The organism is Modestobacter sp. SYSU DS0511, from assembly GCF_054050755.1.
Window position 1 is genome coordinate 1 of sequence record NZ_JBJGZY010000010.1, and the last position, 23,688, is coordinate 23,688.

Annotated in this window: 23 protein-coding genes; 12 read left to right on the top strand and 11 right to left on the bottom strand. The window is 73.9% G+C overall.

From position 1 onward, the window contains the following. Positions 1-121: 121 nt before the first annotated feature. Both ACI783_RS06860 and ACI783_RS06865 read right to left on the bottom strand, forming a co-directional pair. Positions 122-1,369 (bottom strand): SPFH domain-containing protein, encoded by a 1,248-nt coding sequence (locus ACI783_RS06860; protein ID WP_457139750.1) that lies wholly within the window; start codon positions 1,367-1,369, stop codon positions 122-124. A 128-nt stretch (positions 1,370-1,497) separates the two neighbouring features. Further along, a complete protein-coding gene (locus ACI783_RS06865) occupies positions 1,498-1,929 on the bottom strand; it encodes an NfeD family protein (RefSeq protein ID WP_457139751.1) in 432 nt (143 codons plus the stop codon). A 101-nt stretch (positions 1,930-2,030) separates the two neighbouring features. On the opposite strand from ACI783_RS06865, the gene ACI783_RS06870 reads away from it, so the two are divergent. Beyond that, on the top strand, positions 2,031-2,771 hold the full coding sequence (locus ACI783_RS06870; protein WP_457139752.1) for a hypothetical protein: 741 nt from the start codon (positions 2,031-2,033) through the stop codon (positions 2,769-2,771). 104 nt (positions 2,772-2,875) lie between these two features. On the opposite strand, the gene ACI783_RS06875 is transcribed toward ACI783_RS06870, so the two are convergent. The 3 genes from ACI783_RS06875 to fabG are packed head-to-tail and all read right to left on the bottom strand — an operon-like array spanning position 2,876 to position 5,545. Beyond that, positions 2,876-4,069, bottom strand: coding sequence for a ferrochelatase (locus ACI783_RS06875; RefSeq protein WP_457139753.1), 1,194 nt, complete (start codon positions 4,067-4,069; stop codon positions 2,876-2,878). Then, complete coding sequence (gene fabI / locus ACI783_RS06880; protein WP_457082751.1) at positions 4,062-4,841, bottom strand: enoyl-ACP reductase FabI; 780 nt, start codon at positions 4,839-4,841, stop codon at positions 4,062-4,064. Before fabI ends, ACI783_RS06875 begins: the two co-directional genes overlap by 8 nt. Then, positions 4,841-5,545, bottom strand: coding sequence for a 3-oxoacyl-ACP reductase FabG (gene fabG / locus ACI783_RS06885; protein WP_457139754.1), 705 nt, complete (start codon positions 5,543-5,545; stop codon positions 4,841-4,843). Before fabG ends, fabI begins: the two co-directional genes overlap by 1 nt. Before the next feature lie 227 nt (positions 5,546-5,772). Between fabG and ACI783_RS06890 the strand changes: the two genes are divergently transcribed. The 3 genes from ACI783_RS06890 (at position 5,773) to ACI783_RS06900 (ending at position 7,434) form a co-directional block, all read left to right on the top strand. Next, entirely contained in the window at positions 5,773-6,606 is an 834-nt protein-coding gene (locus ACI783_RS06890; RefSeq protein WP_457139755.1) for an alpha/beta fold hydrolase, read from the top strand. 98 nt (positions 6,607-6,704) lie between these two features. Continuing rightward, complete coding sequence (locus tag ACI783_RS06895) at positions 6,705-6,914, top strand: hypothetical protein (RefSeq protein ID WP_457139756.1); 210 nt, start codon at positions 6,705-6,707, stop codon at positions 6,912-6,914. A 61-nt stretch (positions 6,915-6,975) separates the two neighbouring features. Then, positions 6,976-7,434 carry a nuclear transport factor 2 family protein gene (locus tag ACI783_RS06900; protein ID WP_457139757.1) on the top strand — a complete coding sequence of 153 codons (459 nt, stop codon included), beginning with the start codon at positions 6,976-6,978 and terminating at the stop codon, positions 7,432-7,434. 130 nt (positions 7,435-7,564) lie between these two features. Here the strand turns inward: ACI783_RS06900 and ACI783_RS06905 are convergent, their stop codons facing one another. Then, a complete protein-coding gene (locus ACI783_RS06905; protein ID WP_457139758.1) occupies positions 7,565-8,020 on the bottom strand; it encodes a heavy metal-responsive transcriptional regulator in 456 nt (151 codons plus the stop codon). An 89-nt stretch (positions 8,021-8,109) separates the two neighbouring features. Between ACI783_RS06905 and ACI783_RS06910 the strand changes: the two genes are divergently transcribed. After that, the gene (locus ACI783_RS06910; protein WP_457139759.1) at positions 8,110-9,750 is read left to right on the top strand and encodes a RecQ family ATP-dependent DNA helicase; all 1,641 of its coding nucleotides are present in this window, start codon (positions 8,110-8,112) and stop codon (positions 9,748-9,750) included. A gap of 3 nt (positions 9,751-9,753) precedes the next feature. Here the strand turns inward: ACI783_RS06910 and ACI783_RS06915 are convergent, their stop codons facing one another. Further along, positions 9,754-10,245 (bottom strand): YetF domain-containing protein, encoded by a 492-nt coding sequence (locus ACI783_RS06915; RefSeq protein WP_457139760.1) that lies wholly within the window; start codon positions 10,243-10,245, stop codon positions 9,754-9,756. Positions 10,246-10,653: 408 nt separating this feature from the next. On the opposite strand from ACI783_RS06915, the gene ACI783_RS06920 reads away from it, so the two are divergent. The 6 genes from ACI783_RS06920 to ACI783_RS06945 all read left to right on the top strand — a co-directional run bounded on the left by ACI783_RS06920 (position 10,654) and on the right by ACI783_RS06945 (position 17,375). Continuing rightward, complete coding sequence (locus ACI783_RS06920; protein WP_457139761.1) at positions 10,654-11,430, top strand: DeoR/GlpR family DNA-binding transcription regulator; 777 nt, start codon at positions 10,654-10,656, stop codon at positions 11,428-11,430. 154 nt (positions 11,431-11,584) lie between these two features. Continuing rightward, positions 11,585-12,634, top strand: a complete 1,050-nt coding sequence (locus tag ACI783_RS06925) for an autoinducer 2 ABC transporter substrate-binding protein (RefSeq protein ID WP_457139762.1) — start codon at positions 11,585-11,587, stop codon at positions 12,632-12,634. A gap of 80 nt (positions 12,635-12,714) precedes the next feature. Further along, a complete protein-coding gene (locus tag ACI783_RS06930) occupies positions 12,715-14,271 on the top strand; it encodes a sugar ABC transporter ATP-binding protein (protein WP_457139763.1) in 1,557 nt (518 codons plus the stop codon). Continuing rightward, positions 14,268-15,314 carry an ABC transporter permease gene (locus tag ACI783_RS06935; protein ID WP_457139764.1) on the top strand — a complete coding sequence of 349 codons (1,047 nt, stop codon included), beginning with the start codon at positions 14,268-14,270 and terminating at the stop codon, positions 15,312-15,314. The genes ACI783_RS06930 and ACI783_RS06935 overlap by 4 nt, the downstream gene beginning before the upstream one ends. Continuing rightward, a complete protein-coding gene (locus ACI783_RS06940) occupies positions 15,311-16,423 on the top strand; it encodes an ABC transporter permease (protein WP_457139765.1) in 1,113 nt (370 codons plus the stop codon). Before ACI783_RS06935 ends, ACI783_RS06940 begins: the two co-directional genes overlap by 4 nt. A gap of 61 nt (positions 16,424-16,484) precedes the next feature. Then, positions 16,485-17,375 (top strand): sugar phosphate isomerase/epimerase family protein, encoded by an 891-nt coding sequence (locus ACI783_RS06945; protein ID WP_457139766.1) that lies wholly within the window; start codon positions 16,485-16,487, stop codon positions 17,373-17,375. Positions 17,376-17,412: 37 nt separating this feature from the next. Here the strand turns inward: ACI783_RS06945 and ACI783_RS06950 are convergent, their stop codons facing one another. From ACI783_RS06950 to ACI783_RS06965, 4 genes are all read right to left on the bottom strand, one after another. Beyond that, positions 17,413-18,873: a rhamnulokinase gene (locus ACI783_RS06950; RefSeq protein WP_457139767.1), complete on the bottom strand. Its 1,461-nt coding sequence runs from the start codon at positions 18,871-18,873 to the stop codon at positions 17,413-17,415. Continuing rightward, positions 18,870-20,906: a bifunctional aldolase/short-chain dehydrogenase gene (locus tag ACI783_RS06955; RefSeq protein ID WP_457139768.1), complete on the bottom strand. Its 2,037-nt coding sequence runs from the start codon at positions 20,904-20,906 to the stop codon at positions 18,870-18,872. The genes ACI783_RS06950 and ACI783_RS06955 overlap by 4 nt, the downstream gene beginning before the upstream one ends. A gap of 105 nt (positions 20,907-21,011) precedes the next feature. Next, the gene (gene rhaI, locus ACI783_RS06960) at positions 21,012-22,184 is read right to left on the bottom strand and encodes an L-rhamnose isomerase (RefSeq protein WP_457139769.1); all 1,173 of its coding nucleotides are present in this window, start codon (positions 22,182-22,184) and stop codon (positions 21,012-21,014) included. Further along, on the bottom strand, positions 22,181-22,540 hold the full coding sequence (locus ACI783_RS06965) for an L-rhamnose mutarotase (RefSeq protein ID WP_457139770.1): 360 nt from the start codon (positions 22,538-22,540) through the stop codon (positions 22,181-22,183). The genes rhaI and ACI783_RS06965 overlap by 4 nt, the downstream gene beginning before the upstream one ends. Before the next feature lie 56 nt (positions 22,541-22,596). Here ACI783_RS06965 and ACI783_RS06970 point away from each other — a divergent pair, with 56 nt between their 5' ends. Then, complete coding sequence (locus tag ACI783_RS06970; protein WP_457139771.1) at positions 22,597-23,676, top strand: LacI family DNA-binding transcriptional regulator; 1,080 nt, start codon at positions 22,597-22,599, stop codon at positions 23,674-23,676. The last annotated feature ends 12 nt before the right edge of the window (positions 23,677-23,688 follow it).

The window sequence follows — 23,688 nt, forward strand, 5'->3', positions numbered from 1 at the left end:
CCCCCCCCCCCCCCCCCCCCCCCCCCCCCCCCCCCCCCCCCCCCCCCCCCCCCCCCCCCCCCCCCCCCCCCCCCCCCCCCCCCCCCCCCCCCCCCCCCCCCCCCCCCCGGCGTTCAGCGCATCAGGACGGCGGGAGCTGCGCCGGGTCGTCGTCCGCAGGTCGGTTGCGCGGGTCGGCGGCCGGGCCGCTCTCCTGCACGTCCTGCTTCACCTGCGCCAGCGGCGGCGGGGTGGGGATCTGCGGCGTCGTCTCCGCCGGCTGGTCGGCGATGCTGGACAGCGAGATCTTGGCCTCGGGCTGCTCGGCCGCCGGCGGCAGGTTCGAGTCGAACCAGTTGCTGGTGTCCAGGGAGGACGCCGGTGGCTGGGTCGCACCCGCCCCCTGCCCGCCGGACGACGCGTCGACGTCGAGCCAGCTGCGCGACTGCTCGCCGTCGTCGCCACCGCCCAGCTTGGACAGGCCCTCCAGCGCCTTGCTGAACTCGCTGGGGACGATCCACATCTTGTTCGCGTCGCCCTGGGCGATCTTCGGCAGGGTCTGCAGGTACTGGTAGGCCAGCAGCCCCTGGTCGGGCTTGCCGTCGTGGATGGCCTGGAAGACCGTCTCGATCGACTTGGCCTGCCCCTGCGCCTGCAGGAACAGCGCGGCGCGCTCACCCTCGGCGCGCAGGATGCGGCTCTGCCGCTCGGCCTCGGCGTCCAGGATGGCCGCCTGCTTCTTGCCCTCCGCCGACAGGATCGAGGCGGCCTTCTGGCCCTCGGCGGTGGTGATCGCCGACTGCCGCTGCCCCTCGGCGGTGAGGATGACCGCGCGCTTGTCGCGGTCGGCGCGCATCTGCTTCTCCATGGAGTCCTGGATCGACGGCGGCGGGTCGATCGCCTTGATCTCCACCCGGGCCACCCGCAGGCCCCAGGGGCCGGTGGTGCCGTCGAGCACGCTGCGCAGCTGGGAGTTGATGCCGTCCCGGCCGGTGAGCGCGCCCTCGAGGTTCAGCCCGCCGACGACGTTGCGCAGGGTCGTGGTGGTCAGCTGCTCCATGCCGGTGATGTAGTTCGCGATCCCGTACACCGCCAGCCGCGGGTCGGTGACCTGGAAGTAGACGACGGTGTCGATGCCCACCTGCAGGTTGTCGGCGGTGATCACCGGCTGCGGCGGGAAGGAGATGACCTGCTCTCGCAGGTCGATCGTGGCGCGCACCCGGTCGACGAACGGGACGAGGAGGGCCAGGCCCGGCGACAGGGTGCGGCTGTAGCGACCGAGACGCTCGACCACCTTGGCCTGGGCCTGGGGGACGATCGTCACGCTCCTCGCCAGCACGAAGACCACGAGCACGGCGATCACGATCAGGGCGATCAGGGCGGCATCCACGCGGGTGGTGCTCCGTTCCTAGGAGGCGGTGCGTCCCGCTGATCCTGCCCTCCGGGGCAGCACCGCGTCACCTCCCCGCGCGCGGTGTCACCCGATCGCAGCCCGGACCGGCCAGTGCCGGTACCCGGTCACAGGTGGCTGACGTAGGCGATCGGCCCCTCGATCTGCACGATGCGCACCGCGGCGCCGACCTCGTAGGCCTCGCCGTCCAGCTGGGTGCGGGCCGTCCACTCGTCGTCACCGAGCCGGATGCGGCCGTCGGTGTTGTCGACGCGCCGGCTGACCACGGCCTCGCGGCCGACGTAGGTCGCGACCCCGTCGATCTGCTCGGGGGTGCGGTCGACCAGGTGCCGCTTGGCGATCGGGCGGACCACCACGAGCAGACCCGCGGCGACGACGACGAACGCGAGCAGCTGCAGCCACACCGCCCCGCCCAGCAGGGCGACGGTCATCCCACCGAGGGCGCCGCCGGCGAACATGAGCAGCACCAGGTCCAGGCTGGCGACCTCACCGGCCGCGAACAGGCCTGAGGCGATCAACCAGAGCAGCCAGGCGGGCACACCCCGAGTCTGGCACGCGCTGGCGCGCCCGGCCGATCGCTGCGCCCCGCGTGCCGCCCGCCCGGGCAGCACCGTCCGGCGTCGTCGTAGCCTCGGTCACCGTGCACGATCTCGCCGCCGGCCGTCTCGCCGTCTGGGCCACCGCCTGGCTCACCGGCCGCTCCTCCTACGACGAGGCGCTCGACGCCGTCACCGGGGACACCGCCCACCGGGTCGTCGGGATGCCCGGCACCGACGAGGCCGTACCGCTCGGCTGGGCGCTGAGCGCGCTGCGGGGTCTCGACGAGGCGCGGCTGCGCCTGGTGCTCCCGGCCCCCGGCGACACCCGCGGGGTGCCCGCCGTCCCCGCGTTGACGGCTCTCGCGCTGGAGTCGGGGCAGGTCGCGGTCGGCGGGCAGGTGGCGTTGGTGCCCGAGGAGCTGGGCACGGAGATGGTCGCCTGGACGGTGGTGCCGCTGGACGGCGCTCCCCCGGCCGCGCCCGCCGCCGAGGGGACGCTGCGGGCGGCCTCCGGGGCCCTGGACCTCGCCGTCGGGGACGCGGCGCGCACGCTGGCCTCCCTCGACCTGGCCCGCTGGCACCCGGAGGTCCCGTCGCTGCTGGCGGGGCTGGCGAAGGGCGTGCGCGCGCCCGGGTTGCCCGACGACCACGACCCGCTGGCGGTCTCGGTGCTCGGCCGGGCCCAGCGGCTGCGGCAGGTGCTCGACCTGGCGATGGCCGACGCACCCGGGGCCGCGGTCACCCACGCCCAGGCGACCGCCCGGGACGAGGCGCTGCGTCCGCTGGCCACCGCCGTCCGCGAGGCGACCGTCGCCGCCTACAACTGGGTGCCGAGGGACTGAGCGCGACACCGGAGCCTGCAAGGTGACCCCGGCGCGGCGGAGCCGCTCCGCCCGGCGAGTGGGGGCCGGAGGCCTCCGCGATGCCGGGCGGGCAACGGCTCAACTCAGCTGGGGGACGGCTCCTGGTCGTGGGGTCGTCCGGTAGGACGACGTTGGACATAGCAGCAGAACGCCGGGCAGTTGGTGCCCAGCCGCGGCTCGCCCCCGGCGCGGCGTTCCTCGAGCAGCTCGCGCAGCGAGCGGACGAACGCCGGGTGCGTGCCCGCCGTCGCCGCGCGGGCGAAGGCGAGACCGAGCTCCTCGGCCGTCTCCTTCGCCTCGTTGTCCAGGTCCCAGATGACCTCGAGGTGGTCGCTGATGAAGCCCACCGGGAAGACGACGACGGCCCGCTCCCCGTCCTCCGCCAGCGCCCGCAGGTGGTCGTTGACGTCGGGCTCCAGCCACGGCACCGACGGCGGGCCGCTGCGGCTCTGCCAGACCAGGTCGAACGGGCGGCCCGGCGCGGCGGCGTCGACGACCAGCTGGGCGGCGCGCTGCAGCTCGGCCTCGTAGGCGTGCCCCTGCGGCCCGGCGACGTCGGCCATCGCGTTCGGGATGCTGTGCGCGGTGGCCACCAGCCGGGCACCGTCGCGCAGGTCGGCCGGCAGCTGCGCCAGCGCGGCGGTCAGCGCGTCGGCGTTGGCCTGCACGAAGCCCGGGGCGTCGAAGTAGTGCGGCAACTTCTCCGCGGTGGGGCCGGCCGGCGCCGCCGGGTCCGACTCCAGCGCGACCCGGGCCCGGGCGACGTCCTCGTGGTACTGCCGGCAGCCGGAGAACGACGCGTAGGCCGACGTCGCCAGGACGTAGGCGTGCTCGATGCCGTCCTCGGCCATCTGCCGCCAGGCGTCCTCGACGTAGGGCGCCCAGTTGCGGTTGCCCCAGTACACCGGCAGGTCGAGGCCGGCCGCCTCGAACTCGGCCTCCAGGGCCGCGATCAGCGCCTCGTTCTGGTCGTTGATCGGGCTGACCCCACCGAAGTGGTGGTAGTGCTCGGCGACGGCCTCCAGCCGCTCCCGCGGGATGCCGCGCCCCCGGGTCACGTTCTCCAGGAACGGCATGACGTCCGCGGGCCCCTCCGGGCCACCGAAGCCCAGCACCAGCAGCGCCTCGCGGCGGCCGGCCGGCGCGGGCTCCGCCGACGGGGCGACCCCGCCGTTGTTGCGCACGGCGAGCGAGGGCTCCTCGTTCGGCTGCTGGCCGGCCGGGGTGATCGACGCCCCCTCCGGCATCGGGTGCGCCGGGCGGGAGAGGTCAGACACCGACGGCATGGAACCCGCCGTCCACGTGCACGATCTCCCCGGTGGTGGCCGGGAACCAGTCCGAGAGCAGGGCGGCGACGGCCTTGCCCGCGGGGTCGGTGTCGGTGACCGACCAGCCCAGCGGGGCGCGCTGCTCCCACGCCTCCTCAAACTGGTTGCTGCCCGGGATCGACTTCATCGCCATGGTGCGCAGCGGGCCGGCGGCGACCAGGTTCACCCGCACGCCCTCGGGCCCGAGCTCGCGGGCGAGGTACCGGGAGGTCGACTCCAGGGCGGCCTTGGCTGCACCCATCCAGCCGTAGACCGGCCAGGCGACGGTCGCGTCGAAGGTCAGGCCGACGACCGACGCGGTCTCGCCGAACAGCGGCCGGCAGGCCTGGGTCAGCGACGCCAGCGACCAGGCCGAGACCTGGAAGGCGGTGGCCGCGTGCTCCCAGCCGACCTCGGGGAAGCCCTCCCCCATCGCCTCCTGCGGCGCGAAGCCGATCGAGTGGACGACGCCGTCCAGGCGCGCGTCGTCGCCGCCCAGGTGCTCGCGCAGCCGGTCGGCCAGCGTCGACAGGTGCTCGGTGTCGGTGACGTCCAGCTCGACGACCGGCGCCTCCTGCGGCAGCCGCTTGGCGATCCGCTGGCACAGCGAGAACGCCCGGCCGAAGTTGGACAGGACGACGGTGGCGCCCTGCTCCTGCGCGATCCGCGCCGCGGAGAAGGCGATCGACGCCTCCGTCAGCACGCCGGCGATCAGGATCTTCTTGCCGTCCAGAATGCCCATCAGTGCCCCATCCCCAGTCCGCCGTCGACCGGGACGACCGCCCCGGTGATGTACCCAGCCTGCTCGCTCGCCAGGAACCGCACGACGCCGGCGATCTCGTCTGCCTGCGCGTAGCGGCCCAGCGGCACCTGCCCGAGGATCTCCTGCTGCCGCTGCTCGGGCAGCTCCGCGGTCATGTCGGTGGCGACGAAGCCCGGCGCCACCACGTTCGCGGTGATGTTGCGGCTGCCCAGCTCCCGGGCGATCGAGCGGGCCAGCCCGACCAGCCCGGACTTGCTCGCCGCGTAGTTCACCTGCCCGGCCGAGCCGGAGAGGCCCACCACGGAGCTGATGAAGACCATCCGGCCGGTGCGGGCGCGCACCATCTTCGACGCCGCGCGCTTGGCCACCCGGTAGGCCGCGGTCAGGTTCGCGTCGAGGACGTCGGTGAACTGCTCCTCGCCCATCCGCAGCAGCAGCCCGTCGCGGGTGATGCCGGCGTTGCTGACCAGCACCTCGACCGGCCCCTGGTGCTCCTCCACCTCGGTGAACGCGCGGTCGACCGCGGCCGCGTCGGTGACGTCGCACTCCACGCCGAACAGCCCCTCGGGCGCGCCGCTGCCGCGGTGGGTGATGGCCACCGAGTCGCCCTGCTCGGCGAAGGAGCGGGCAATGGCCAGCCCGATCCCCCGGTTGCCGCCGGTCACCAGCACCGACCTGCCCACGTGCCCCACCTCGCCGATCGCCGCCTGCACTGCGTTTCGTCGGGCTCAACCTAGTCGGTGGGCGAGGGCCGGCCCGCCGGGGCGTCCGCCGGGGGCCGGGCGTTCCGCGCGGAGGATTGACCTCCCGCGGCGACGGGCAACGCCCGTGGATGCTCCCCGAGGAGACCCGCCCGACCGACGTCGTGTCCCCCGACGGAACCCGCCTGGCCGTGACCGCCTGGGGCCCCGTGGGCGCTCCCCTGGTCGTGCTGGTGCACGGGATGGGGATGTCGACCAGCTCCTGGGGTGACGTGCCCGAGCGCCTGGCCGGCGCCTGCAGGGTGGTCGCCTACGACCTGCGCGGGCACGGCGACAGCGGGGCGGCCCGCGACGGGTCCTACGGACTGGCCACCCACGCCGCCGACCTGGGCGCGGTGCTCGACCGGGTCCGGTCCGAGGGTGAGCGGGCCACCGCCCTCGTGCACAGCCTCGGCGGTGCGATCGTGCTGGAGCACGTCGCCAACGCCGGGGACGGCGCACTGTCCGGCATCGTCTTCGCCGGCTCGGGCGGCTCCGCGGTCAAGCTCCCGGGCCTCCCGACCGCCGGTGCACGCGGCCCGCTGGCCCGGGTGGCGCGGGGCTGGTGGCTCGCCGTCGTGGTGGCGGCCATCGGCCTGGGCCACGCGCTCCGGCCGTGGCGCTGGGGCACCGCCCGGCTGACCCGCTGGTACGCCTTCGCCCCGGGCGCACCGGACCACCTCGTGGCCCGGGTCCGGGAGGACTTCCTCCGCACCCGCACGCGGGCGCTGGCGCGGACCGCGCTGGCCAGCCTGGCGCACGACGGGCAGAGCCTGGCCCCCGCGGTGTCGGTGCCGGTGACGGTGGTGCACGGGACCCACGACAGCGAGGTCTCCGGCGCCGACGCCGAACGGCTGGTCGAGCGGATCGCGCGGGCGGAGCTGGTCGAGGTCCCCGACGGGGCGCACATGCTCCCGCTCACCCACCCGGACGTCGTCGCTGACGCGGTGCTGACCATGGTGCGACGCACCGGGGACGGCGAGCGGCACCAGGCCAGCGCGTGAGCGCACCGGGAGGCCCACCGGCGTCCGGGGCGTGGTGCGCCTGCTGAACCTCCGGCGGGCGGCTGCTGTGCCTGGCCGGGCAGGTCGACGTCGCCGCCGTGACCGCGTACGTCGACCGCTACGGACGGGAGCCGGCGCGGGTGGACGCGATCGACGCGGGCTCGGTGACCGCGCTGTCGCCGTCCGGGCTCGAGCTGCTGCTGGACCACCTGGCGGTCGCTCGACTGGCTGGGCGCCAGGTGCCGGTGCGCCGTTCCCCACCGGTCGACCGGGCACTGACCGCCGTGGCCGGCGCCGACCGCTGGTGAGCCGCCCGGCCGTCGGCCACGATGGGGCGAGCCGCCCGACCCCCGACCAGCTGGAGCGCCCGTGTCCGATCGCCCACCCCTGCCGCCGTTCACGCGGGAGACCGCGCTGCAGAAGGTGCAGGCCGCCGAGGACGCGTGGAACTCCCGGGACCCGGAACCGGTGTCGCTGGCCTACACCGAGGACTCGGAGTGGCGGAACCGGGACACCTTCCTCACCGGCCGCGCGGAGATCGTCGACTTCCTCACCGCGAAGTGGGAGCGCGAGCTGGACTACGTGCTGCGCAAGTCGCTGTGGGCGTTCACCGACGACCGGATCGCGGTCCGCTTCCAGTACGAGTGGCACGACGCGTCCGGGCAGTGGTGGCGCAGCCACGGCAACGAGAACTGGGAGTTCGACGCGCACGGGCTGATGCGCCGCCGGGAGGCGAGCATCAACGACGTCCCGATCAGCGCCGACGACCGCCGCTGGACCGGCCCGCGCACGGACGCCGAGCGCGGGGTGGAGATCCCGCTGCGCTGACCGGCACGGGAGCGGCTGGGCGTCCCCGGCGCGGCGGCCGCCGAGCTGCCACCGGCCCGGGTCCGGTGGCAGCCAGCGCGCCGTGCGGCTCAGCAGTCGCAGGAGCAGTTCTGGTCGGCGCAGTCGCAGCTCAGTCGCAGCACGTCGGGTCACCTCCCTCCTGGCTCGGGCACCAGGTGCCGGGGCTCGGCGGCGGGCAGTCGTCGGCCGGCAGCGCCTCGGCCATGGCGACCATCTCCGCACGCAGCCGGGTGAGCCGGTCGAGCTCGGCGTCGAGCTCGGCGAGCCGGCGGCGCAGCAACTGCTCCGCCGGTTCGCAGGCGCACGAGCCGGTGTCCCGCACGGCCAGCAGCTCGCGGATGTCGGCCAGTCGCAGCCCCAGGCGCTGTGCGCCCTGGACGAAGCGGAGCCGGTCCAGCTCCTCGCGCGGGTAGCTCCGGTAGCCCGCCGCGGTCCGGGCGGGCGGGCGCAGCAGCCCGACCCGCTCGTAGTAGCGGACCGTGTCGCCGGAGACCCCCGCGGCCGCCGCGAGCTCGGCGACGCGCAGCGCGCGGGCCCCGTTGTTGCCGGCCTCGGTCGTCGTCATGGCCGGACCGTAGACCTCGGAGTCGGCTCCAAGGTCAAGGCGATCGACCCGACGGTTGCGGCGGCCCGGAGCGTGGGTAGCTGCCATCGGTGCCGGACACCCGCCAAGCCCTGCAGCAGACCGCCGCCGACAGTTTCGGCTGGACCGAGCTGCACCCCGAGCAGCTCAAGGCCATGGAGCAGGTGATGGCCGGCCGCGACGTCCTCGCGGTGCTCCCCACCGGCGCCGGGAAGTCGGCGATCTACCAGGTGCCGGCGTTGCTGATGGACGGCCCGACGCTCGTCGTCTCACCGCTGCTCGCCCTGCAACGTGACCAGATGGAGGGCATCGAGGAGTCGCGTGCCCCCGAGGCGGTGGCGGTGAACTCCGCGCAGCGGGCCGGGGAGACCCGGCACGCCTGGGACGCCGTCCGGGAGGGCGAGGCGGAGTACCTGTTCCTCTCCCCCGAGCAGCTGGCCAAGGACGACGTCCTCGACGAGCTGGCCGAGTTGGGCGTCAGCTTCTTCGTCGTCGACGAGGCGCACTGCGTCTCTGCCTGGGGCCACGACTTCCGGCCGGACTACCTGCGGCTGGGCGCGGCGATCGAGCGGCTCGGGCACCCCCCGGTGCTGGCCCTCACCGCGACCGCGGCGCTGCCGGTGCGCAAGGACATCGTCACCCGGCTGGGCCTGCGGGACGCCGCGGAGGTGGTCGCCAGCTTCGACCGGCCGAACCTGCGGCTGGCCGTGGAGCGGGAGAGCGACGACCGGCGCAAGCGGTCGGCGGTGGTGGTGCGGGTCGGCGGGCTGATGTCCGACCCGGCCACCCGGGGCGGGCTGGTCTACGTCGCCAGCCGCAAGGACGCCGAGTACTACGCCGACGAGCTCGCCCAGCTGGGCCACCGGGTCGCGGCCTACCACGCGGGGATGAAGGCGGCCGACCGCAGCCGGGTGCACGCGGCGTTCCTCGGCGGCGAGGTGGACGTCGTGGTCGCCACCTCGGCGTTCGGCATGGGCATCGACAAGCCCGACGTCCGCTTCGTCGTGCACGCCTCGGCGCCGGAGTCGCTGGACTCCTACTACCAGCAGATCGGGCGGGCCGGCCGGGACGGCGAGCCGGCGGAGGTGTACCTCTTCCACCGCCCCGAGGACCTCCACCTGCAGACCTTCCTCACCGCCAGCCGCGCCCCCGAGGAGGTGCTGGCGGAGGTGGCGGAGTCCCTCGACCACCACGAGGGGCCGGTGCGCACCGCCGAGCTCGCCGACGACGTCGACGCCCCGGCGGCCAAGCGCACCCGCGCGGTCAACCTGCTGGAGCAGGCCGGCGCGGTCGGCACCACCGACGACGGCCGGCTGGAGTACCTGGACCCCGACGTCGGCCCGCGCGAGGCGGTGCAGGAGGCCGTCGAGGTGTCCGAGACCCACCAGCGGCTGATCCGCTCCCGGATCGAGATGGTGCGCGGCTACGCCGAGACCACCGGGTGCCGGCGGCAGTTCCTGCTCGGCTACTTCGGCGAGCAGCTCCCGCACCCGTGCGGCAACTGCGACACCTGCGAGGCCGGCACCGCGCAGGAGCACGCGGTCGACCACGCCCCGTTCCCGGTGAACAGCGGCGTCCGGCACCCGGAGTGGGGGCACGGCGTCGTGATGTCCGTGGAGCCGGACCGGCTGACGGTGCTGTTCGACCAGGAGGGCTACAAGACCCTGGCCACCGCCGCCGTCGAGTCCAACCACCTGCTCACCGCCGACTGAGCCTCAGGGACCCGGCGCCCGCCGGGGGACCGCCGACACCGAGCCCTTGGACTCGAAGATCGCCAGGTGGACGTCGGCGAGGGCGAGGCCGCCCTGCTGGCGCAGGATGCCGTCGAGGTCGGCCTCGACGAGCCCGCACCGCCTCAGGTTCCCCCGCTCGACCCGGCCGTCGCGCACGAGCACGCGCAGTGGCGGGTCGACCATCCGGCGGACCGGGGCGAGGAACCGCAGGCGGGCGAGCGCGGAGTGCACCAGCAGCAGCGCCACCAGCGCTACGGTCCCGGTCAGCCACGAGGTGTCGCCGGCGGTGGCGGTGCGCCCGACGATCGCCCCGACCGCCACCGCCGCCACCCAGTCGAAGGGCGCGAACTCCGCCAGCGTCCGCCGCTCGGTCAGCCGGAAGGCCACCACGGCGACGGCGAACAGCAGCACCACCTTCACGGCGGCCCGGGCGGCGGTGTGCCAGTCGCCGACCAGCACGTCCTGCAGGGCCACCGGGCGCCCCCTCCGGATCACCGAACCCCGACCGCGGCTCCCTGCCCGGTGTCCGCGTGCCCCAACCCCGTGCTCCGCCACCCGCACCCCGCAGTCCCACGACCTGCGATCCCACGACCCGCAGTCCCACGGCCCGCAGTCCCACGGCCCGCTGCCCCGGATGCCTGATGTCCGGGGCGCTCCCGCGTCCGGGCATCCGCCTGTCCGGGGGGTCCGCCTGCCCGGAGAGTGACCGTCCCGCGGCTCGCCGGCCCCGATTCGCAACCTGTCGGCTTTCGATTGGCTCGTCGGCAGCTTTCGTTACCTTTTCGTGCTTTGTCGCTCGCTTGTGCTTCTGCTTAGTTCTGCGACGCGAGTCACATCGAGACCCGCGCCACTGACAACGCAGTCGGCGGGAGACGAGGTGCTGTGGACGAGATCACCCGGTCCGAGGCGATCCTGTCCCGGCTCGAGGCGGACGGCCGGGTCGTCGTCCGCGCGCTCGCCAGCCAGCTCGGCGTCTCGGCCGTCACGATCCGCAAGGACCTCGAGGCGCTCGAGCAGCGCTCCGCCCTGCGGCGGGTCCGCGGCGGTGCGGTCGCCGCACGCTCCGCCGACGAGGGCACCTTCGACACCCGGCTCCGGCTGCACCGGGCGGAGAAGGAGGCCATCGCCGACGCGGTCGCACCTCTCGTGCGCGACGGCGATGTCATCGCCCTGGACTCCTCGACGACCTGCCACTTCCTGGCCGGCCAGCTGCTGGACCGGCGGGGCCTGGTGGTCGTCACCAACAGCCTGCCGATCGCCACCCTGCTCTGCGAGCGCACCGACGCCAACGTGCTGCTACCGGGCGGGGTGGTCCGCCGCTCCGCCCGTTCCCTGGTCGGCCTGGTCGGCGACGTGCTGGCCGGCCGTGGCCGGATCGACCGCGGGTTCCTCAGTGGCCACAGCATCACCGCCCACCACGGACTGCTCGACCTCGCCGGCGAGGAGGCCCAGGCCAAGCGGTACCTGGCCGGCGCCTGCCGCGAGGTCTACGGCCTGCTGGACTCGTCGAAGTTCGGCGGCTTCTCCATCCACCCGTGCGTCCCCATCGATCGGCTCACCGCCGTCTACACCGACTCCGGCGTGGACCCCGCAGCCGCAGCGGCGATCTCCGCCGCCGGCACCCGGGTGCACGTCGTGGACCTGGAGGACCGGTCGTGACCCGGCCACCGGCGACGCCGGGCGAGCCGGCCGACCGACTCCGGCGACCGGGTGGCCACCGGCCGACCCGTTCCGTCCGGGCCCTGCCCGGAACCCGCTCCCGGACCCGGGACGCGGCCCACCGCGGGTACGCCCGCCTCACGATGGAGTGAGCATGAGAGCACACCGGTACACGTCCCTCGCGGCCGGAGTCGCCGCGGTCTCCCTGGTGCTGGCCGGCTGCGGCCAGGGCAGCGGCGGCTCGGCAAGCGGCGGAGACGGGGGCGACGGCGGCGGCGGCGGCGGCGGGAACGACACCCCCACCGTGGCCTTCGTGCCCAAGCTGCAGGGCATCCCGTACTTCGAGGCCATGAACACCGGCGGTCAGCAGGCTTGCGAGGAGCTCGGCTGCGAGTGGCTGTACCAGGGACCGGTCGAGGCCGACGCCGCCGGGCAGGCCGACATCGTCCGTTCCTTCATCCAGCAGGGCGTCGACGTCCTGTTCGTGGCGCCCAACGACCCGGACTCGATGGCCCCGCTGCTCCAGCAGGCCGCCGACGCCGGGATCGCCGTGGGCACCACCGACACCGACGCCCCGAACTCGGTGCGCCAGGTGTTCGTCCAGCAGGCCTCCGACGAGGGGATCGGTCAGACCCTGACCGACCAGCTCATGGAGGCCATGGGTGGCTCGGGTCGCTACGCGATCGTCTCCTGCGGTGAGACGGCGGAGAACCTGAACTCCTGGATCGAGGTGCAGCGGGAGTACACGGCGTCGGAATACCCCGAGGCGGAGATCACCGAGGTCGTCTACGCCGGGGAGGACCAGTCGGTGGCGACCCAGATGGCCACCGACCTGATGAACTCCGACCCGACCCTGACCGGGCTGGTCGGGGAGTGCACCTCATCCGCGCCCGGCGTGGCACAGGCCGTTCGTGACGCCGGCCGGATCGGCCAGGTCTTCACGGTCGGGCTGGGCACCCCCAACTCGATGGCGCCCTACCTGGCCGACGGCTCGTCCTCGGCCAGTGTTCTGTGGGACGTGGAGAACCTCGGCTACCTGACCGCGTGGGCGGGGATGCAGCTGGCCGCCGGTGAGGAGTTCTCCGCCTCCCCCGAGGTCGGCGGCGACATCTCCGGCGTCAGCTACGACGACGGCTCGAAGGTGCTGCTGCTCGGTGACCCGCTGGTGCTGACCACCGAGAACGTCGACGAGTTCGACTACTGATCCTCCGGGATCACCCCGGGGAGGGCCGGCCGCCGGCCCTCCCCGGCGCACCCGGTCCACAGACCACGGAGGCCCCGGTCATGACAGACCAGCGACCCACCCCGCCCCGCCTGCAGGTGCGTGGGGTCACCAAGCGGTTCGGCGCCGTCCGCGCGATCCGCAACGCCGACATGGTCGTCCAGCCGGGCACCGTGCACGCCCTGGTGGGCGAGAACGGCGCCGGCAAGTCGACCCTCATCAAGATCCTGGCCGGGGCCGAGCGCCCCGACTCCGGCTCGATCACCTTCGACGGTGAGCCCGCGTCGATCACCACCACCACCGACGCGATGGCCCTGGGGATCGCGACCGTCTACCAGGAACCGCAGCTGTTCGACGAGCTCACCGTCGCCGAGAACGTCTTCCTCGGCCGGGAGATCACCCGGGGCGGACGCGTCGACTGGGCCGCCCAGAGCGCCCGGGTCACGGAGCTGCTGGAGCTGATCGGCCTGCCGGCCCGGTACGCCACGGTGGCGGCGGGCGACCTGTCGATCGCCGAGAAGCAGCAGGCCTACATCGCCAAGGCCCTGGCCGGTGACGCGAAGGTGCTCATCCTGGACGAGCCGTCGGCGATCCTCACCGACCGCGAGGTCGAGGTGCTCTTCGGCGTGGTCCGCCGGCTGACCGAGCGAGGCGTCTCGATCATCTACATCTCGCACCGGCTGGACGAGCTGTTCGTCATCGCCGACGAGGTCACCGTCATGCGCGACGGGGAGACGATCGGCACCCACCCGATCGACGACCTCACGGTCCGCCAGATCGTCGAGATGATGGTCGGCGGGGCCATCGAGGACACCCGCCCCGAGCGGACGGTGCCACCCGGCGAGCCCCGCCTGGAGCTGCGCGGCCTGGGGCTCACCGACCAGTTCCACGACGTCGACCTGCAGATCCGCGCCGGGGAGATCCTGGCCCTCTACGGGCTGGTCGGCTCCGGTGTCGCGGAGATCGGCGCCACCGTCTACGGCATGTCCCGGGCCACGGCCGGCACCATCCTGGTCGACGGCGAGGAGGTCCCCCCGCGATCACCCCGGGAGGCGCAGCGGCTGGGCATCGCCCTGCTGCCGGCCAACCGCAAGGAGCAGGGCCTCTTCTCCTTCCAGCCCATCTCCTTCAACATCTCCGCCGGTCACCTCGGGCTGCTCTCCCGCTTCGGGGTGTGGCTCGACCGCCGCCGGGAGACGACCGTCGCCCGCTCGATGATCGACCGGCTCGCGGTGAAGGCGCCGAGCGAGCGCACGCCGGTCGGGGCGCTGTCGGGCGGCAACGCCCAGAAGGTGGTCCTGGCCCGGCAGCTGGTCGACAAGCCACGGGTCCTGGTGCTCGCCGAGCCCACCCAGGGTGTCGACGTCGGGGCCAAGGAGGAGATCCACCGGCTGATCACCCAGCTGGCCGACGACGGCGCCGCCGTGCTGATCGTCACCTCCGACCTCCTGGAGGCCATCCGGATCGCCGACCGCCTGCAGGTGGTCCGCGCCGGCACCACGACCGTCGAGTTCGGGCCCAACGCCGACCAGGTCGACGTCCTCACCGCCGCGGCCGGTGACGAGTCCTCGGCACCGCCCCCCGGGCAGCAGCCCCAGCAGACAGGAGTCCCGGCATGAGCAGCCCGACGCTCACCCCACCCGGTCCGGCGGGCAGCTCCGCCGCCGGGAAGGCAGAGCCCGGCACCGGGGTCCGTGGCCGGGTGCTGCCCTCGCCGGTCACCGGCCAGGAGACCGTCCTCATCGCCGTCATCGCGCTGCTGTGGCTGGTGCTGAGCCTGGCGACCCCGGCGTTCTTCACCGCCGGCTCGATCGTGCCGCTGCTGGTCGCGACCACGCCGATCGCGCTCATCGGCATCGGCATGACGATCGTGATCATCACCGGGGGCATCGACGTCTCGGTCGGCAGCATCGTCATGGTCGCCTCGGTCGTCACGGCGCAGACGATGGTCGACACCGGCCTGCCCCTGGTGCTGGCGGTGCCGCTGTCGGTCGCGGTCGGCGGTGTGCTGGGCCTGGTCAACGGCGTGCTGATCGCCTACGGCCGGGTGCACGCGATCATCATCACCTTCGGCACGCTGAACCTGTTCCGCTTCATCGGGCTGCAGGTCTTCGGCTCCTCGACCGTCGAGGACATCCCCCGCACCCTCGCCTTCTTCGGCCGGGGCGAGGCCGGGCGCACCCTCGGGATCCCGCACGCCTTCCTCATCACCATCGTGATCGCCGCACTCGCCTGGTACTACCTGCGGCATACCGCGGGCGGGCGGCACTTCTACGCCATCGGCGGCGACGCGAACGCCGCCCGGCTGGCCGGTGTCGCGGTCCGCGCCCGGGTGCTGTCGGCGTACGTGGTCACCGGCCTGCTCGCCGGCCTCGCGGCCTGCTTCGTCCTCGCCCAGGGCACCTCCAGCCTGGCCGCGAACGTCGGGTCCGGGCTGGAACTGGCGGTCATCGCCGCGGTGGTGATCGGCGGGACGTCGATCACCGGCGGCCGTGGGTCGGTGCTGGGCACCGTGCTCGGCGCGCTGCTGGTGCAGACCGTGGCCACCGGGGTCACCCAGCTCGGCTGGCCGACGCAGCTGTCCTCCCTCTTCGTCGGGCTGTTCATCATCATCGCCGTCGGGGCCGACCTGCTCCGGCAGCGCACGAGGAGCGCGTCATGACCACCTCGACCACCCCGCCCACCGCCCCGGCCCCGGAGAAGCAGCAGCCGGGCGCCGCCACGGACCGCCCCGAGAACCTCGCGGCCCGGACGCTGCGGATCCTGCTCACCCAGCGGATCGCCCTGCTGGTGGTGCTGCTCGTCGCCGTGGTGGTGACGATGCTGACGCTGAGCCGGAACAACTACCTCGCCGCTCCGTACGACAGCTCCTACATGGCCGCGACGCTCATCAACGCGGTGCCGCTGGTCCTCCTGGGCCTGGCGGAGCTGCTGGTCATCACCTCCGGCCGGGGCGGCATCGACCTGTCCGTGGGCGCCATCGTGTCGCTGACCGGGATGGTCTTCGGCTTGGCCTACGGCGAGTGGGGCTGGTCGCTGCCCCCCGCGATGGCGCTGGCCGTCGGCTTCGGCGCGCTGTGCGGAGCGCTCAACGGCTTCCTCGTCGCCTACCTGCGCTTCCCGGCGCTGATCACCACGCTGGCGACCTACTACGCGTTCAGCTCGCTGGCGCTGGTGATCAACGACCAGCAGCCGATCAACGCCCGGCCGATCCAGGAGCTCTACTCCACGGCCCGGGCGGTGGACCTCCCCTTCCTGCCCGACGGGTTCCCCGCCGTCCCGCTCGGGGTCTTCACCTACCTGATCCCCGCCGTGGTCGTGATCTGGCTGGTGGTGGCGCGGACCACCTACGGCCGCCGCCTCTACGCCATCGGCACCAACGACGTCGCGGCCGAGTGGACGGGGATCGACGTGCGCCGCACCCGGTTCCTGGCCTACGTCGGCGCCGGGGCGCTGTCCGGGCTGGTCGCCGTCTACACCGTGGCGCAGTTCGCCTCCGCCCGGCCGGACGCCGGGGTGGCCGGCAACGGCATGGCGCTGCCGGCGATCACCATCGCCGTCCTGGGCGGGGTGGCGATCACCGGCGGCATCGGCCGGGTCGCCGGGGTGGTGCTGGCCACGCTGCTGATCGTGTGGCTCAACGCCGGCATCCTGCTCGCCGTCCCGGGCAACGCGGGCACCCAGTTCCAGCTGTTCGCCCTCGGCTTCGTCCTGGTCTTCGCCGCGCTGCTCAACGGCTTCGCGGTCCGGCGCTACGGCGGGACATCGTGACCGCCGCGCCCGCCACACCCCAGTCACGACCCCGGAACCGGGGCACGGAGAGAGGACCCACATGCCTGTGACCCACGGCGTCCACGCCCTGGTCTGGACCGGCGGCTGGACACCCGAGGAGGCCCGGAAGGCCATCGCCGCCACCGCCGAGGCCGGGTACGACCTGATCGAGATCGCCCCGATCGACCCGACCGGGTTCGACGGGGACATGACGGCCGGGCTGCTGGAGGAGCACGGACTCCAGGTCAGCGCCTCGCTCGGCCTGAGCGCGGACACCGACGTGTCCAGCGAGGACGCGGAGACGGTGGCCCGCGGCCGGGAGCGGCTGGCCGCCGCCCTCGGGGTCCTCCGGGACAGCGGCGGGACGACGCTGTGCGGGGTCCTGTACTCCAAGCTCGGCAAGTACGACGCCCCGGCCACCGAGCGCGGCCGGGCGAACTCCCAGGAGACCATCGCCTGGCTGGCGGACAAGGCGGCGGCGTCGGGGATCACGCTGGCCCTGGAGTTCTGCAACCGGTACGAGACCAACATCATGAACACCACGCAGGAGACGCTGGACTTCATCGCGGCGGTCGACCGGCCCAACGTCATGGCCCACCTGGACACCTACCACATGAACATCGAGGAGCACTCGTTCGCCGAGGCGGTGCGGGCGGCGGCGGCCGCCGGCCGGCTGGGGTACGTGCACATCGGCGAGTCGCACCGCGGTGCCCTGGGCACCGGCTCCGTCCCGTGGCCGGAGTTCTTCGGGGCGCTCGACGAGGTGGGCTACGCGGGGATCGTCACCTTCGAGTCCTTCTCCTCCGAGGTCGTGCACCGGACGCTCTCCAACGACCTGGCGATCTGGCGCAACCTGTGGACCGACAACGTCCGGCTGGCCCGGGACGCCCTGGCGTTCACCCGGGCCGGGCTGGCCGAGGCCGCAGCCCGGCGGGGAGCCGGACCGCGCTGACCCGGCGACCCCGCTCCACCGGGCCGGTGGAGCGGGGTCAGCCCCGCGCGGGCTGCGGCCGGCGGGGCGAGCCGGGGACGTACCGCACCAGGTCGGAGGTCTGCGCCACCAGCGCGCGCAGGTCCTCCAGCGCCCCGGTGACGGTGCCCGCAGCGCGGGCCTGCACCAGCACGTTGCCCAAGGCGGTCGCCTCCACCGGACCGGCCAGCACCGGCCGCCCGCAGGCGTCGGCGGTGAGCTGGCACAGCAGCGCGTTCTGCGCCCCGCCGCCGACGACGTGGACCACGTCGACGTCCCGGCCCGACAGCCGCACCGCGTCCTCGACCGCCCGGGCGAACGCCGCGGCCAGGCTGTCCAGCACGCAGCGCGCCACCGCCGGCCGTTCGGCCGGCACCGGCTGCCCGGCCACCTCGCACGCCTGCTGCACCCGCGGGACCATCGGGCCGGGCGGCAGGAAGACCGGGTCGTCCACGTCGATCACCGGACCGCCGTCGGGCAGCTCGCCGGCCGCGCCCAGCAGCGCCGGGAGGTCCGGGGCACCCAGCCCCCAGTCCGCCAGGCAGCCCTGCAGCACCCACAGGCCCATGACGTTGTGCAGGTAGCGGATCCGGTCGTCGACGCCCCGCTCGTTGGTGAAGCCGGCCGCGAGGCTCTCCTCGCTGAGCACCGGCTCCTCCAGCTCCACCCCGACCAGGCCCCAGGTGCCGCAGACGACGTAGGCGAAGCGCTCGTCCGTGGCCGGCACACCGACCACGGCCGAGGCGGTGTCGTGGCTGCCCACGGCCACCAGGCGGGCGTCGGCCAACCCGGTGCTCTCGACCACGGCCGGCCGGAGCCCGGCCAGCACGGCGCCCGGGTCGTGCTCCGGCGCCAGCAGCGCCGGGTCGACGCCGGCCAGCCGAACCAGGTCCGGGGCCCAGCGGCCGGTGTGCACGTCGGCCAGCCCGGTGCTGGAGACGTTGGTCGCCTCCGCACCGCGGTGCCCGGACAGCCACCAGCCGACCAGGTCGGGCAGCAGCAGCAGGCTGCGCGCCGAGGCGAGCAGCGACTCCTCCCGCTCGGCCACCAGCTGGTACAGGGTCGTGAAGGGGAGGTGCTGCAGGCCGTTGCGCCGGTAGAGCTCGGCCGCCGGCACCTGCTGGTGCACCCGCTCGGCGATCCCGTTGGTCCGGGGGTCCCGGTAGGAGCGGGGCGCGGCGAGGAGGGTGCCCTCGGCGTCCAGCAGGCCGTAGTCGACCGCCCAGGTGGCCACGCCCACGCTGGCCACCGGCTCCCCCGCCTCCCGGGCCAGCTCGGCGACCCGCTGCAACCCGGCCAGGGACTCCCGCCACAGGCCGAGCAGGTCCCAGTACAGGGCGGTGCCCTCCGCCCGCGGCACCGCCACCGCGCCATTGCGGAACCGCGCGGCCTCGGTGAGCCGGAGGTGGCCGGGGCCGGCCGCGCCCAGCATCACCCGCCCGCTCGAGGCGCCGAAGTCGACCGCGGCGTGCAGGCTCACCGCAGGAAGGCGGCGGCGACGCCGGAGTCGACCGGGACGTGCAGGCCGGTGGTGCGGGTGAGCTCGCCGCCGGTCAGCGCGAAGACCGCGTCGGCGACGTGGTCCGGCAGCACCTCCCGCTTGAGCAGGGTGCGCTGGGCGTAGAACTGGCCCAGCTCCTCCTCCGGCACCCCGTAGACCGCGGCGCGCTTCGCGCCCCAGCCGCCGGCGAAGATCCCCGACCCGCGGACGACGCCGTCGGGGTTGATGCCGTTGACCCGGATCTGGTGCTCGCCGAGCTCCGCGGCCAGTAGCCGCACCTGGTGCGCCTGGTCGGCCTTGGTCGAGGAGTAGGCGATGTTGCTCGGGCCGGCGAACACCGAGTTCTTGCTGGAGATGTAGACGATGTCGCCGCCCATCCCCTGCTCGATCATGATCCGGGCCGCCTCGCGGGAGACCAGGAACGAGCCCTTGGCCATCACGTCGTGCTGCAGGTCCCAGTCGGCCTCGGTGGTCTCCAGCAGCGGCTTGGAGATCGACAGCCCGGCGTTGTTGACCACCAGGTCGACCCCGCCGAAGGCGAGCACCGCCGCGCGGAACGCCGCGGCCACCGCCTCGGCGTCGGACACGTCGGCGGCCACGCCCACGGCGACGTCGGCCGAGCCGATCTCGGCGGCCGCGTCCGCGGCCTTCTGCAGGTCCAGGTCGGCGACGACGACGCAGGCGCCCTCGGCGGCCAGCCGCTGGGCGATCGCCTTGCCGATGCCGCTCGCCGCACCGGTGACCAGCGCGACCCGGGTGGCCAGCGGCTTGGGCTTCGGCATCCGGGCGAGCTTGGCCTCCTCCAGCGCCCAGTACTCGATCCGGAACTTCTCCGCCTCGTCGATCGGCGCGTAGCTGGAGACCGCCTCGGCGCCGCGCATCACGTTGATCGCGTTGACGTAGAACTCACCGGCGACCCGGGCGGTCTGCTTGTTCGCGCCGAAGCTGAACATGCCGACCCCGGGCACCAGCACGATCGCCGGGTCGGCGCCGCGCATCGGCGGGGAGTCCGGGCTGGCGTGCCGCTCGTAGTACGCCGCGTAGTCGGCGCGGTAGGCCTCGTGCAGCTCCTTCAGCCGGGCGACGACGTCCTCGACCGGCGCCGTCGCCGGCAGGTCGACGACCAGCGGGCGCACCTTGGTGCGCAGGAAGTGGTCCGGGCAGGAGGTGCCCAGCGCGGCGAGCCGCGGGTGCTCGGCCCGGGACAGGAAGTCCAGGACGACGTCGGTGTCGGTGACGTGCCCGACCTGGGGCTTGTCGGTGCTGGCCAGGCCGCGGATGACCGGGGCCAGCGCGGCCGCCCTCGCCCGGCGCTCGGACTCCGGCAGCGGCTCGAACCCGGGCAGGACGGGACCGAACGGCTCGGGCCGGCCGCGCTCGGCGAGGAACTGCTCCGCCGTCCGGATGATCTCCAGCGAGTTCGCCTCGCACTGCTCGCTGGTGTCGGCCCAGGCGGTGATCCCGTGTCCGCCGAGGACCGCCCCGATGGCCTGCGGGTTCTTCTCCGCGATCTCGGCGATGTCCAGCCCCAGCTGGAAGCCGGGACGCCGCCAGGGCACCCAGACGACGCGGTCGCCGAAGCACTTCCGGGTCAGCGCCTCGCCGTCGGCCGCGGTGGCCAGCGCGATGCCGGAGTCGGGGTGCAGGTGGTCGACGTGCGCGGCGCGGACCAGCCCGTGCATCGCGGTGTCGATGCTCGGGGCGGCGCCGCCGCGGCCGTGCAGGCAGTAGTCGAACGCGGCGACCATCTCGTCCTCACGGTCGACGCCGGGGTAGACGTCGACGAGCGAGCGCAGCCGGTCCAGCCGGAGCACGGCCAGGCCGGCCTCCTTCAGGGTGCCGAGGTCGCCGCCGGAGCCCTTCACCCAGAGCAGCTCGACGGGCTGCCCGGTGACCGGGTCGGTCTCCGTGCCGGCGGCGGAGGTGTTGCCACCGGCGTAGTTGGTGTTCCGCGGATCCGCGCCGAGGCGGTTGCTGCGGGCGAGCAGGTCACTGACCACGGGATTGGTCACGAGGGGTTCCTTTGCGTCGGTGGAGACTGTCGGCGCTCGGCCCTGGTGCAGGGGCCCGCCGCGAGCTGGCGAGTGGTGGGGGGCAGCAGGGGCCTTCTGCCTCGTTCAGGCGCCCCAGGAGGCCTGCTGGCCCCCGACGCGCTCGGTGGCGATCTGCTCCTGGTGGCCGGAGGCGACGTAGGCCCGGTAGGGGTCGGCGGGCAGGCCCGTCGACTCGCGCAGCTCGGCGAGCAGCGGGCGGACGTCGGTGTTGTAGGCGTCCATCAGCGCGGCGTTGGCGCCGAGTACGTCACCGGACTGCTGGGCGGCCCGCAGCGCCTCGCGGTCGACCAGCAGCGCCTTGGCGGTGGCCTCCTGCACGTTCATCACCGAGCGGATCTGGCCGGGGATCTTCGGCTCGATGTTGTGGCACTGGTCGAGCATGAAGTTGACGCCGGAGTCCGGGCGCAGCGCGTCGGCCCGGACGATCTCGTTCATGATCCGGAAGAGCTGGAACGGGTCGGCCGAGCCCACGATCAGGTCGTCGTCGCCGTAGAAGCGGGAGTTGAAGTCGAAGGCACCGAGCCGGCCGACGCGCAGCAGCTGGGCGACGATGAACTCGATGTTGGTGTTCGGCGCGTGGTGGCCGGTGTCCAGCACGACCTTCGCCTGCTCGCCCAGGGCCAGGCAGTGCAGCAGCGAGGTGCCCCAGTCGGGGATGTCCATCGTGTAGAAGTACGGCTCGTAGAACTTGTACTCGAGGATCAGCCGGTGTTCGGGGTCCAGCTCGGCGTAGATCTGCTGCAGCGACTCGGCCAGCCGCTCCTGCCGGTCCCGGATGTCGTCCTGGCCGGGGTAGTTCGTCCCGTCGGGCAGCCAGATCTTCAGGTCGGTCGACCCGGTGGCCCGCATGACGTCGATGCACTGCACGTGGTGGGCCACGGCCTTGGCCCGCACGGCCGGGTCGGCGTGGGTGAGCGAGCCGAGCTTGTACTCGTCGGCCTGGAACAGGTTCGAGTTGATGGCGCCGATCGAGACGCCCTCGTCGGTGGCGTGCTGCGCGAGCTTGCCGAAGTCCTCGACGAGGTCCCACGGGATGTGCAGCGAGACCCGCGGGGCGGCGCCGGTGTAGCGGTGCACCACGGCGGCGTCGCTGATCTTCTCGAACGGGTCGCGGGGGACGCCGGGGGTGCTGAAGACCTTGAACCGGGTGCCGGCGTTGCCGAACGCCCAGGACGGCAGCTCGATGGTCTGCTGAGCGAGCGCGGTCAGGGCCTGGCCGCGGAGATCGGTGGTCACGGGGTCTCTCCGTTCGTGGTGGTGTGCTCCCCGGCGGCCCGCAGCTGGGCGTCGAGGTCGAAGACGAGGTCGAGCGTGGCCTTGCCGCGGCCGTCCCCGCTCTCGAAGAAGGGGGCCATCTCGGCCTCCCACCGGGAGCTGACGTCCGCGGCGTCCACCGCGGCCTGCGCGGCGGCCAGGTCGTCGGTCTCGACGACGCCGACGAGCAGCCCGTCGGGGCGCAGGAAGAGCTGGTAGTCGCGCCAGCCGGCGTCGCGCAGCGCACGGAGCATCTCCGGCCAGACCGCGGCGTGGCGCTCGCGGTACTCGGTGAGCCGGTCGGCCCGGACCTGCAGGGTGAAACAGACCCGCGGCACGACGGCTCCCCACTGAAACGATTCACAAGGTGCTGTGGGCCACAGTAGGATGCTGCATGCGAGCGGTCAACGGGCCGGCCGGGGAACCGAGGGGGGCGACACTGACCGCCAGCATCCGGGACGTCGCCGTCCACGCCGGAGTCTCGGTCGGCACGGTCAGCAACGTCCTCAACCGGCCCGACTCGGTCAGCCCCGCGACCCGCGACCGGGTGCTGACCGCCATCACCACCCTCGGCTTCGTGCGCAACGAGTCGGCCCGCCAGCTGCGCGCCGGCCGCAGCCGCACCATCGGGCTGGTGGTGCTCGACATCGCCAACCCCTTCTTCACCGACGTCGCCCGCGGGGTGGAGGAGGTGGCCAACGCGCAGGGGCTGTCGGTGGTCCTGTGCAACTCCGACGGCCGCCCGGCCAAGGAGGCCGCCCACCTCGACGCGCTCACCGAGCAGCGGGTCCGCGGGGTCGTCCTCACCCCGACCGCCGAGCTCTCCCCGCAGGTCGAGACGTTGCGACAGCGCGGCGTTCCGGTCGTGCTGCTGGACCGCCGCGCGCCCGGGTCCGACCAGTGCGCCGTCGCCGTCGATGACGTCCTGGGCGGCCGGCTGGCCGCGGACCACCTGCTCGGCCACGGGCACCGCCGGATCGCCTTCATCGGCGGCCCCGGCGGGCTGCCGCAGCTACAGGAGCGGTACCAGGGGGTCGTCGCCGCCGTCCGCGAGGGCACCGGCTCCGACGACGCCCTGGCCGTGATCACCCCCGAGGCGCTCACCGTGGCCGGTGGCCGCGAGGCGGCGTCCCGCCTCCTCGGGCTGCCCCCCGGGCAGCGTCCCACCGCCGCGGTCTGCGCGAACGACCTGCTGGCGATGGGCGTGCTCCAGGAGATGGTGCGCCGGGAGGTCCGGGTGCCCGACGACTTCAGCATCGTCGGTTACGACGACATCGACTACGCCGCGGCCGCCGCCGTCCCGCTGACCTCGGTCCGCAAGCCCCGCCACGAGCTCGGCCGTCGGGCGGCGGAGCTGCTGCTGGACGAGGCTGCCGGCGAGGGCCACCAGCACCAGCAACCGGTCTTCGAGCCCACGCTCGTCGTCCGCGAGTCCAGCATGGTCCGGCACCCCAGCCGGTCCGTCGCGAGCTGAGCGGAGGTCTCA

What these genes read in the sequence shown, in the direction of transcription:
- ACI783_RS06925 (WP_457139762.1), top strand. Translation starts at nt 11,585, where the DNA reads ATGAGAGCACACCGGTACACGTCCCTCGCGGCCGGAGTCGCCGCGGTC.
- ACI783_RS06940 (WP_457139765.1), top strand. Translation starts at nt 15,311, where the DNA reads ATGACCACCTCGACCACCCCGCCCACCGCCCCGGCCCCGGAGAAGCAG.
- ACI783_RS06945 (WP_457139766.1), top strand. Translation starts at nt 16,485, where the DNA reads ATGCCTGTGACCCACGGCGTCCACGCCCTGGTCTGGACCGGCGGCTGG.
- ACI783_RS06970 (WP_457139771.1), top strand. Translation starts at nt 22,597, where the DNA reads ATGCGAGCGGTCAACGGGCCGGCCGGGGAACCGAGGGGGGCGACACTG.
- ACI783_RS06905 (WP_457139758.1), bottom strand. Translation starts at nt 8,020, where the DNA reads ATGACGACGACCGAGGCCGGCAACAACGGGGCCCGCGCGCTGCGCGTC.
- fabI (WP_457082751.1), bottom strand. Translation starts at nt 4,841, where the DNA reads ATGGGCATTCTGGACGGCAAGAAGATCCTGATCGCCGGCGTGCTGACG.
- ACI783_RS06935 (WP_457139764.1), top strand. Translation starts at nt 14,268, where the DNA reads ATGAGCAGCCCGACGCTCACCCCACCCGGTCCGGCGGGCAGCTCCGCC.
- ACI783_RS06930 (WP_457139763.1), top strand. Translation starts at nt 12,715, where the DNA reads ATGACAGACCAGCGACCCACCCCGCCCCGCCTGCAGGTGCGTGGGGTC.